Genomic DNA, 10385 nt, shown 5'->3' with positions numbered 1-10385 from the left:
GTATTATTCTTTACTTAGAATACAATAAAAATTAAAGAAATAAAAGTAAAAAGTTTTAGCAATAATTAAATATATTTTTGATTGTGCTTAATTTAGTAGTTATAGTAAGGGGGGTGAGTCCAATGTACTAGAAATTTCTCAGGCAAACACTCAGTTGTGTCTGATGCATAATTTTTAAATCAAAAATAGTATAAGGAGAAAATCATGAAAAAAACTTCAAAAGTCGCTTTAGTTTGCGTGACACTGCTTACCAGTGGTTCATTATTTGCTGATGTACCTCAAAGTAAGATATTTGCTGAAACTTCTACCGTTTCAAGTACGGCAAAGGTTGACACTGAAAAGCATCCATCTGTTCAGCATGTTAGCGATACTGAGATCCAAAAAGCAAATGAGATTATCGCTCAGCAAGCTAATCAGAAATTTTCTACAGCTAGTGCAAGAACCAGTTCAATTACACAAGCTCAAGCCCTGACTTGGGCAAGTAATCAAATAGGAAAATCCTTAGACGTAGATGGCAATGGCCCTTGGTGTGTGGACTTTACAAAAGCTTATTCCGAATATCTTTTTGGTTATCAACTTATTGGTGATGCCTATCAATATGCTTCTATTAATTATGATGGTTTCACACGTCTTTCTAAAAATCAGACAAATCCCCAAGCTGGTGATATCGCTGTGTGGACGGGAGCGGATAATGGACATGTTGGAATTGTTATTTCCGTCTCAGGCGCATCATTTACAACTTTAGAAGAACATGCAGATCGTGGTGTATCTATACAAAGTTATACGCGTAACACATCTGGATTGGAAAATGGGGCTCAGCCCTTCTGGGGAGTTCAACGTCCTTCCTTAAGGATTCAATCTTCTCAAGTTCCTGCAGTGGCAAACGCAGTTTATCGTGTTTATAATCTTAATAATGGTGACCACTATTATACGGCTAGTCAATATGAAGCTCAGAGTTTAGTAAATTCTGGATGGCAATATGATGGAATTGCTTTTTATAATTCAACTTCTGGTGGTACACCAATTTATATGCTCTACAACCCGAATAGCGGTGAACACTTTATTACGGGAAGCTCTTTTGAAGCTAACAGTCTAGCAGCAGCTGGCTGGAATAATCAAGGAGTTGCTTGGATTGCCCCAAGTTCAGGTTTACCAGTTTATCGCCTTTACAATCCTAATGGTTTCCATTTCTGGACGACAAGTGCTTATGAAAAAGATTCACTCGTTGCTGCTGGCTGGCATTACGAAGGGGTTGCTTTTTATGGATAATGAAAGGCCCAGTTTATGCGTTGTCACTTTCGAACGAGTAGAATACAAAAATTAAAATAAAATGACACAGCATTTACAACGCTTTCACTCTATGATATAATTATTCTTAATAAAAAATTGAGGAGAAGATAATGAAGAAGTTACAATTATTGGCAGGTTTTGCGCTCTCACTTTTTACAATGGGAGCAGCATTACCAGTTCATGCAGAAACAAATGATGTACCAAGAGATCAAGCCCCTGTCTACCGTCTTTACAACAAGAACACTGGTGAACATTTCTATACATCCGGTGTCTATGAGCTGATTAATCTCCAACGCGTAGGCTGGACATCCGAGGGCATCGGCTGGTACGCTCCAGTGTCAGGTGACGCGGTGTATCGAATATACAATCCAAATGCCGAAGGTGGTGATCATTACTACACGAAAAGCAAATTTGAGGCAGAACATGATGTTTCCCTAGGCTGGAAATGGGATAATGATGGAAAACCAGTATTTTATTCTGGTGGAGATGTCCCAGACTATGTTGCATATAACCCAAATGCAAAATCAGGTGCACATAATTACACAACAGGTACTTATGAACAGAATAAATTGTTAAGCTTAGGCTGGATTTATGGAGCGACGGCTTGGCAAGCATTAAAGGAAGGTACTAGTGTTGTTAATCTAGATCAGATTATGAATAAAGACACAGCGACAATTCAAGGACTCTGGAAGAATAATCAGGGTAAGATTTTACAAGTTATAGGTAATCAGTTCATCTTGGACGGAAAAAATATTACAAATGCAGGAACTACTGATAATCCAGAAAACAATAATATTTGGAACACTGTACATAGAGGAGACTCTGCACTTGCATTTTCTGTCAATGGCACGGGTGGCTATGCTATTGAAATTGTCCCTGCAGGGATAATTCAAGGACCTGACGATAAGGCGGATTCTGGCAGAGCTCGAATCGTGATTGGACAAGATAAAGTTTATTCCACTGAACATGCATTTTACCAAGTATAAATCCTTTCTTTGGTTAACCATAAATGCTGTTTGATTCAAAAGTCGGCAAAGATACAAAGCCTCTACAACAAATTGTAGAGGCTTTGTTTTCCCATAAAAAGGAACTCTTGACTTTGGAGGAAGGATTCACTGGAGTGGCTGATTCTTTATCCATTTTGTTTGTGCTGCATCTATTCAAAAAATGTAAACACTTATTTTTACTCAAATTTCTGCTATAATCATGAATATGAACTACGAAAAATTTATCCGTGAACATCAGCTGGACCCCAAGAAATTTCGCGAGGCCTTGGCATTCTGCCTTGGCAATCCCTGGGAAAACTCGTATGACGCAGACGGTCTGAATGACAGTGAGCTGATTAAGTCGGCGGAAGAATTGGCACAGCTTGTGCTGAAAGGACAAAAAACTGCTACAGCCAGCGATTTTGCCAGCTATGCACAGGACAATGTTCCGCTTCCGAAAGTAGACGGAAAATACGATATTGTACTAAATGGACAAGGAAAGCCGGTTTGTGCGATTACAACAACTAAGGTATATCGCGTGAAATTTAGCGAAGTCACTGCTGAGCACGCCTGCAAAGAAGGAGAAGGCGACCTGTCTCTGAACTACTGGCGCCAAGTTCACGAAGACTTTTTCCGAACAATTGGCGTATTTAGCCCAGAAATGGACATCGTCTGCGAAGAATTTCGCGTCATTTCGTGATAGAATAGTGAAAAGCAAAATACACCGCGGTTCATAATAACGCTCTCACAAGCTGGGCGCTTGCCGCGAATGCTATTCAAAGGAGAAAAATGTCAAACTGGGAAAACAAATTCTTAAAAAAGGCCCTCACCTTCGATGATGTCCTGCTGATTCCAGCAGAAAGCCACGTCCTGCCGAACGAAGTGAGCGTTGCCGCACGTCTTGCACCGAACCTGAAGCTGAACATTCCGATTATTTCAGCGGCCATGGACACAGTTACCGAGAGCAAAATGGCGATTGCGCTGGCCCAAATGGGCGGCATGGGTGTGATTCATAAAAATCTGTCCATTGAGCAGCAGGCGGCCGAGGTCACAAAGGTTAAGCTGGAAGCAGCGACTGGCGACCACGCTGCTGTTGATACGGACGGCCGACTGATTGTCGCCGGCGCTGTGGGGGTGTCGTCTGACACATTTGAGCGTGTGGAAGCATTGTTTGCAGCTGGGGCAGATACGGTCGTCATTGACACAGCACACGGTCATTCAGCTGGCGTCTTGCGGAAGATTGCCGAGATTCGCTCGCATTTCCCGACGCAGACGCTGATTGCCGGCAACATTGCAACAGCAGGCGGTGCGCGTGCCTTGTTCGAAGCGGGTGTTGATGTGGTCAAGGTAGGAATTGGTCCCGGTTCAATTTGTACAACACGTGTGGTTGCAGGTGTCGGTGTCCCGCAGATTACGGCAATCTACGACGCGGCAGAAGTAGCGCGCGAGCTCGGCAAGACAATCATTGCCGACGGGGGAATCAAATATTCCGGCGACATCGTCAAAGCCCTTGCGGCTGGCGGAAATGCAGTCATGCTAGGCTCAATGTTTGCAGGAACAGAAGAAGCGCCAGGCGAAATCTTTGAAGTTGATGGTCAGAAATTCAAGACTTACCGCGGCATGGGCTCTCTCGGCGCCATGGAGCGCGGCTCGAAAGACCGTTATTTCCAGGGCGGTGTCAATGAGGCCAATAAGCTCGTTCCCGAGGGAATTGAGGGCGTAGTGGCCTACAAAGGCAAGACAGAAGATATTATCTACCAGATGCTCGGCGGATTGCGTGCAGGCATGGGCTACACAGGCGCTGAAACAATTCCCGCACTCCATGAAAAAGCCCAGTTCATTGAAATGTCGGGTGCAGGTCTGATAGAAAGTCATCCACACGAAATTTTAGGCATCAAAAAAGCGCCAAATTACTAATAAAGAAAGGCATTGACAATGTCACTTCTAACAATTGATATCGGCGGCAGCTCCATCAAATACGCGAAATTTGATGACGGCAAATTGACAGAAAAATCGTCTTTTCACACGCCGGATAATATCGAAGATTTTTACACTGAGCTGAAAAAAGTGTCCGATGATTTCAAATCACGTTTCGATATCACAGGCGCGGCAATCAGCTCACCTGGCGCCGTCAACAAGAAAACCGGCGTCATTGAAGGCGCCAGCGCACTGCCCTATATTCATAATTTTGATATTCATACGAAGTTTGAAAAGGAAATCTTCGGCCTGCCGGTTTCAATCGAAAATGATGCAAACTGTGCAGCCCTGGCTGAAATCGAATTCGGCGCGGCACGCGGCCTTTCTGATGTGCTGTTTGTGGTTCTGGGAACGGGTGTAGGCGGCGCCGTAGTTATGGACGGCAAGATTCATCACGGCAAGCACCTCTTCGGCGGTGAATTCGGCTTCATGCTGATGGACGATAAAAATTCATTCTCTGACCTCGGGACGACAATCCGCATGGCTGAGCGTTACAATAAGCGGACAGGCAAAGAACTCGATGCCGTTGAAATTTTTGAATTGGCCAGCCAAGGGGACGAAATTGCCCAAGAAGAAAAGGAAATTTTCCTGTTTAATGTGGCCAAAGGCATTTTCAATCTGACTTACAGTTTTGACCCTGAATGCGTGGTGATTGGCGGCGGTGTGTCCCAGGCTGACTGGCTGATTCCTGCGCTGCAGCAGCAGTTCGATAAAATCCTTGAAATCGTTGATGTTGCCACATTTGTGCCGGATGTTCTGACTTGCGAATTTAAAAATGATGCCAATTTGATTGGCGCGGCGGTTGATTTTAGACAAACTTTCAAGTAAGGACAGCTCCAGTTAATATAAAAATGCGTATAATTCTTTGAGAACTGTACGCATTTTTTTGTATTTTCCAAAATGACAACGTTTCCACCACGAAATCTAAAAAACCAGTAAGATAAAAATTTCACAGAACGATATGATTAGACATGTAAACAGGCCAAGCGTTTGTGAATGGCCCTTACAAAGCAGGAGGCAGCTGTTCCTGCTTGAATCTGCTGAAATAACGATGGAGAATATCAAAGCTTTCGGCGTCATCATAAGTTCTCTGATTGTCGATTTCATCCTGATTGAAAGGAATCTCACCTATGTCAGTCAGCTCATAAGGCAGATGATGTCCCGTTTTACGGTAATCTTTAGGGCTCACATTGTAACATTTCATGAAAGCATTGTTAAGTGTGCGGATGTCGGAAAAGCCGCAGATATAGGAAATCGTTAAGAGATTTTCATTAGTGGATGAAAGCAGTGTTCTGGCCTTTTCGCAGCGCAGATTGTTCAGATATTCTTTGAAAGTAATGCCGAAATTATTCTTGAAGAAATGACTGAAGTAGGTTCGTGAGAAGCCTTCGCGGGAAGCTAAGTCATCTAAGGAAATTTTATCTGTATAGTTTTCATGAATAAAGGTGGAGATGCGCTGTATCCGCTCCTGCAAATCAATGATTTTATTCTGCTGAGCCGCATTGAGGATGGTGTAATTGCAGATTTTCATCAGGCCGTCTAAAATCAGTGAAGTATAGCCGTGCACACGCAGCGGAGAATGATTGCCGTCTTTGAAATAGCTGAGCGCTGCCCGAAAGGTAAAGTAGAGAATGTCCAGATTGTCTGAAAGGTTGAAAAGCTGACTTTCGAAATTCATTTCACTGAGCTGCGGGAAAACAATTTCAAACAGTGTGGTGCTAAATTGAAAAACTAGTATCTTCATTGACTGCTCTGAAACGATTTCGTGAACTTGGCAGTTATTAAAAATAATCCCCTGCCCGGCTTTGATTGGAATCTCCTGGTCCTGGGTTCGGATGACTCCAGAGCCTTCTAAAATAAACGAAACTTCCATATCAAAGTGGAAGTGGGGTTTACGATAAGCAATGTCTACTAATAAAAAATTAAGATTGTTTATCTTTGAATGAGCGATAGCTTCTAATTCATTTTTCATGTCTATATCTCCTGTAAATGCATTCGCCTGAGTGCTCAAGTGCTTGATTTATTCATTATACTTTAAGATTTCTCATTTGGCAAATGTGTACAGGAGTTAGAAAATAATAAAACTTTAATAAAAGAGGAGGAGCTATAAAATGGCTTACTTTGACAACATTGCACCTATCAAATACGAGGGTCCAAAAACTAAAAACATGTTTGCTTTCCGTCATTACAACCCGGAAGAAGTGGTGCTCGGCAAGACAATGCAGGAACATCTTCACTTTGCCCTGGCTTTCTGGCACACTATCACGATGGATGGCGCAGACCCGTTCGGCAGTGCAACGATGGAGCGTCCCTGGGATTTAGAGGGCGGAACTGAGCTTGAGCGTGCGCACCGTCGTGTAGAAGCTTTCTTTGAAATCGCGCAGAAGCTGGGAATGAAGTACTATTGCTTCCACGATATTGATGTCGCGCCTGCCGGAGATTCACTCAAAGAATTTTATGCGAATCTGGATGAAATCACAGACCACCTGCTTGAAAAGCAAGAGGAAACAGGCATTAAGCTCCTTTGGAACACGGCCAATATGTTCTCTAATCCGCGCTACATGAACGGTGCTTCTACGTCAAACCGTGCAGAGGTCTTTGCCTACAGCGCTGCTCAAGTTAAAAAAGGCCTGGAAATTTCTAAGAAACTCGGCGGAGCAAACTATGTCTTCTGGGGCGGCCGTGAGGGCTACGAGTCACTTTTGAATACTGACATGAAGCTTGAAATGGACCATATGGCAAAATTCTTCCACATGGCCATTGACTATGCGAAGTCAATCGACCATCTGCCGGTCTTTCTGATTGAGCCGAAGCCGAAAGAGCCGATGACGCACCAGTATGACTATGATGCTGCTACAGCGATGGCCTTTCTTCAGAAATATGACCTGGACCCATATTTCAAGCTCAATCTGGAAACAAACCACGCCTGGCTGGCAGGTCACACGTTTGAGCACGAGCTCAATACGGCGCGTTTGTACGATGCACTGGGCTCAATTGATGCTAACCAGGGCAATTATATGCTCGGCTGGGATACAGATGAATTCCCTACGCTTGTCATTGACATCACACTGGCAATGTACCAAATTCTCCTGAATGGCGGGCTCGGCAAGGGCGGCATCAACTTTGACGCGAAAGTACGCCGGACGTCATTTGAAGCGGAAGACCTTCTTCTTGCACACATTGCCGGCATGGATACTTATGCGCGTGCCTTGAAAGGTGCTGCTGCAATGGTTGAAGACAAGTTCCTTTCAGGTATTATTGATGAGCGTTACAGCTCATACAAAGACACTGAAGTCGGACGCTCGATTGAAGACGGCACTGCAACGTTTAAGTCTTTGGCTGAGTTTGCGCTTGAACACGGCGATGAAATCAAGCTGGAGTCAAACCATCTTGAATACATCAAATCAGTTCTAAATGATTATCTGGTTTAAGAAAAGTTAAAATCTGGCTGGAAGCGGGGTTCCCCCGCTTTTGGCAATAGTAAGGAAAACAAATGACATATGTATTAGGAATTGACCTAGGCACATCAAGCCTTAAGGGGATTTTGACGAATGAACAAGGTCAGGTCGTTGCAGTTCAGTCATCGGAATACGGCATTGACCGGCCGAAACAGGGCTACTCTGAGCAACGCCCGGAATATTGGACCGCGGCATTAAAATCAGTTCTGTCAGCTCTATCTGTTGAGGTAGCTGACTTTGGTCAGGCTTTGGCCGGCATCAGTTTTTCCGGTCAGATGCATTCGCTGGTGGTTTTGGACGAAAATGATGTTCCTGTCTATCCGGCCATTCTCTGGAATGATGTCAGAACAAGTCGACAGTGTCAGGAGATTAGTCAAAAATTAGGGGCGCGTCTGCTTGAAATTACCAAAAACATTGCGCTCGAGGGCTTTACTTTGCCCAAAATTCTTTGGCTTCAGGAAAATGAGCCGGAAATCTGGTCGCGCGTGCGCAAAATCATGCTGCCGAAGGACTATTTAGGCCTCTGGCTGACTGGAAATACGCACACGGATTATTCAGATGCGGCTGGAACTTTGCTGCTGGACATTGAAAAAGGAAGCTGGTCAGAGGAAATTGCCGGAACTTTCAACATTGACATGAGTATTTTACCGGAGCTGGTCGAATCAACCGCTCAAATCGGAACTGTCAAGGAAGAAATTAAAAAGCGCTTCAATATAACCGCTGAAGTCAAGGTCTTTGCAGGCGGCGCAGATAATGCGGCAGCGGCTCTGGGAACTGGTTTAATCAATGAAGAAGTCGGTCTGATTTCGATGGGAACATCCGGCGTGGTTTCAGCTTTTGAGCCTGAAGTTGCAGATTACCAGGGAAAGCTGCACTTCTTTAACCATACGGTGCCGGCGGCTTATTATTCAATGGGCGTCACTCTGGCTGCCGGAAATTCTCTGAACTGGTACAAGGAGACCTTCGGCAAGGGCTTGAGCTTCAATGAGCTTTTAGCAGACGTTCACACAGTGACGCCAGGCTCAAATGGACTGCTTTTCACGCCGTATATTTCAGGCGAGCGGACACCGCACTTTGACTCGAAAATCCGCGGGGCTTTCGTAGGAATCTCGGCTCAGCATGAGCAAAAACATTTTGCCAGAGCCGTTTTGGAAGGCATTACTTTTTCCTTGCGTGACTCAAAAGACCGAATCGAAGCAACCAAGCAGAAGCGCTTCAAGCAGTTGATTTCGGTCGGCGGCGGTGCTCAAAATCCGGACATCATGCAGATGCAGGCCGATATTTTCAACAGTGAGATGCTTTCTCTGACTGTTGAGCAAGGTCCGGGACTTGGTGCCTGCATGATTGCAGCCTATGGATGCGGACTCTATGACAGCTTAGAAGAAGTTACAAAAGTATTTGTTCACTACAAATCGTCGACTTTTGTACCAAATCCCGAAAATGCTGAAAAATATGAGAAAGTTTACCATATCTGGGAAAAAATGTATGCCGCAACGGCTGAACTTTCTCATGAACTCGTTGATTTTAATGAAACTAATGAAGTCAATGAGGTGAAAAACGCTAATGACAACGCGCTTGAGAATAAGGACTGAAAATGAAATTCACAATTTCTGAAACACAACTCCCCTTCAACACAGAGAGAAGCATCCAGCAGATTACACTTTCAAACGGACGACTCACCATCGTTGTCCATGACTTCGGAGCAAGGCTTCACCAACTTTTTGCACCCGATAGAAATGGAAACTTTGAAAATATCCTCCTCTCCAAAAACGATTCCGAATCCTATATATATGACAATGGATATTACGGTGCCATCTGCGGCCCTGTAGCTGGACGAATTGCAGGCGCGGCTTATGATTCTATCCGTTTAGAAGCCAATGAGGGGCAAAACCTGCTCCACTCAGGGAGTCAAGGCTGGGAAAGACAGTTCTGGTCTTACGAAACGTTTCAGACAGAGCAGTCTGTCGGTATCACATTGACGCTGACAGATAAAATCTCAGGATTTCCAGGGCCAATTGAGGCCTCAGTCACTTATGAGTTGGTTGATGACAGGCTGTCAGTAGAAATGACTGGCCTGTCAGCGACTGATTCGCTCTTTAACCCAGCGCTTCATCCATATTTTAATTTGTCCGCAGACCACGAGACAACGCTGAATCACGAAATTCAAGTTTCAGCGAATCGAGTGGCAGAAACAAATGACGAAAATATTCCGACAGGCCGTTTGCTGCCGGTTGACGGCAGTGTTTATGACTTGCAAAAGAGCATAAAAATTTCTAAAATTCTGGAAGAAAAAGCAGACGGATTTGATGACTGTTTTGTCTTTCCGGAAGATTCAGAAGAAAATGAACTCATTCTTTATGAGCCGAAGTCCGGAAGAAAGCTGATTGGACGAACAGACAGAAAGTCAGTCGTGATTTATACAGCCACCAATCCGGAAACCAAATCGCTTGTCAATGATAGAAAAATGTCAGCCAATCGCGGCATTGCGATTGAATTTCAGGAATTACCGGACAGCGTCCATCATCCTGACTGGCCGTCGACCAGGATTCTTGCAGGCGAAAAGAAAAAATTCCGTTCAGATTACCGTTTCACAGTAGAATAAAGCGCCTCAATAAAAATATTTTACCAACTTTTACAACCATGACAACTTTTCCTACTTGAAATCTGAATTTTT

The 10385-nt window shown here is 44.2% G+C and carries 9 protein-coding genes; 8 read left to right on the top strand and 1 reads right to left on the bottom strand.

Features of this window, described 5'->3' with window-relative positions; translation table 11 throughout:
* The first annotated feature begins 204 nt into the window (after nucleotides 1-204).
* The 5 genes from ACYQ2E_RS09625 to ACYQ2E_RS09605 all read left to right on the top strand — a co-directional run bounded on the left by ACYQ2E_RS09625 (nucleotide 205) and on the right by ACYQ2E_RS09605 (nucleotide 5081).
* Entirely contained in the window at nucleotides 205-1269 is a 1065-nt protein-coding gene (locus ACYQ2E_RS09625; RefSeq protein WP_460017853.1) for a CHAP domain-containing protein, read from the top strand.
* 131 nt (nucleotides 1270-1400) lie between these two features.
* Nucleotides 1401-2276: a hypothetical protein gene (locus tag ACYQ2E_RS09620; protein WP_460017852.1), complete on the top strand. Its 876-nt coding sequence runs from the start codon at nucleotides 1401-1403 to the stop codon at nucleotides 2274-2276.
* Between the two features lie 226 nt (nucleotides 2277-2502).
* Entirely contained in the window at nucleotides 2503-2976 is a 474-nt protein-coding gene (locus ACYQ2E_RS09615; protein WP_460017851.1) for an ASCH domain-containing protein, read from the top strand.
* Between the two features lie 89 nt (nucleotides 2977-3065).
* The gene (guaB, locus tag ACYQ2E_RS09610; RefSeq protein WP_460017850.1) at nucleotides 3066-4193 is read left to right on the top strand and encodes an IMP dehydrogenase; all 1128 of its coding nucleotides are present in this window, start codon (nucleotides 3066-3068) and stop codon (nucleotides 4191-4193) included.
* Between the two features lie 18 nt (nucleotides 4194-4211).
* Nucleotides 4212-5081, top strand: a complete 870-nt coding sequence (locus tag ACYQ2E_RS09605; protein WP_460017849.1) for an ROK family protein — start codon at nucleotides 4212-4214, stop codon at nucleotides 5079-5081.
* Between the two features lie 175 nt (nucleotides 5082-5256).
* Here the strand turns inward: ACYQ2E_RS09605 and ACYQ2E_RS09600 are convergent, their stop codons facing one another.
* Nucleotides 5257-6225 carry a helix-turn-helix domain-containing protein gene (locus tag ACYQ2E_RS09600; protein WP_460017848.1) on the bottom strand — a complete coding sequence of 323 codons (969 nt, stop codon included), beginning with the start codon at nucleotides 6223-6225 and terminating at the stop codon, nucleotides 5257-5259.
* A gap of 139 nt (nucleotides 6226-6364) precedes the next feature.
* On the opposite strand from ACYQ2E_RS09600, the gene xylA reads away from it, so the two are divergent.
* The 3 genes from xylA (at nucleotide 6365) to ACYQ2E_RS09585 (ending at nucleotide 10313) form a co-directional block, all read left to right on the top strand.
* Nucleotides 6365-7684: a xylose isomerase gene (gene xylA / locus ACYQ2E_RS09595; protein WP_460017847.1), complete on the top strand. Its 1320-nt coding sequence runs from the start codon at nucleotides 6365-6367 to the stop codon at nucleotides 7682-7684.
* 62 nt (nucleotides 7685-7746) lie between these two features.
* The gene (gene xylB / locus ACYQ2E_RS09590; RefSeq protein ID WP_460017846.1) at nucleotides 7747-9303 is read left to right on the top strand and encodes a xylulokinase; all 1557 of its coding nucleotides are present in this window, start codon (nucleotides 7747-7749) and stop codon (nucleotides 9301-9303) included.
* 2 nt (nucleotides 9304-9305) lie between these two features.
* Nucleotides 9306-10313 (top strand): aldose epimerase family protein, encoded by a 1008-nt coding sequence (locus ACYQ2E_RS09585; protein ID WP_460017845.1) that lies wholly within the window; start codon nucleotides 9306-9308, stop codon nucleotides 10311-10313.
* The last annotated feature ends 72 nt before the right edge of the window (nucleotides 10314-10385 follow it).

The organism is Lactovum odontotermitis, assembly GCF_054658595.1.
Note: the sequence above shows the minus strand (reverse complement) of the source record. Positions and strands in the feature narration are given on the sequence as shown.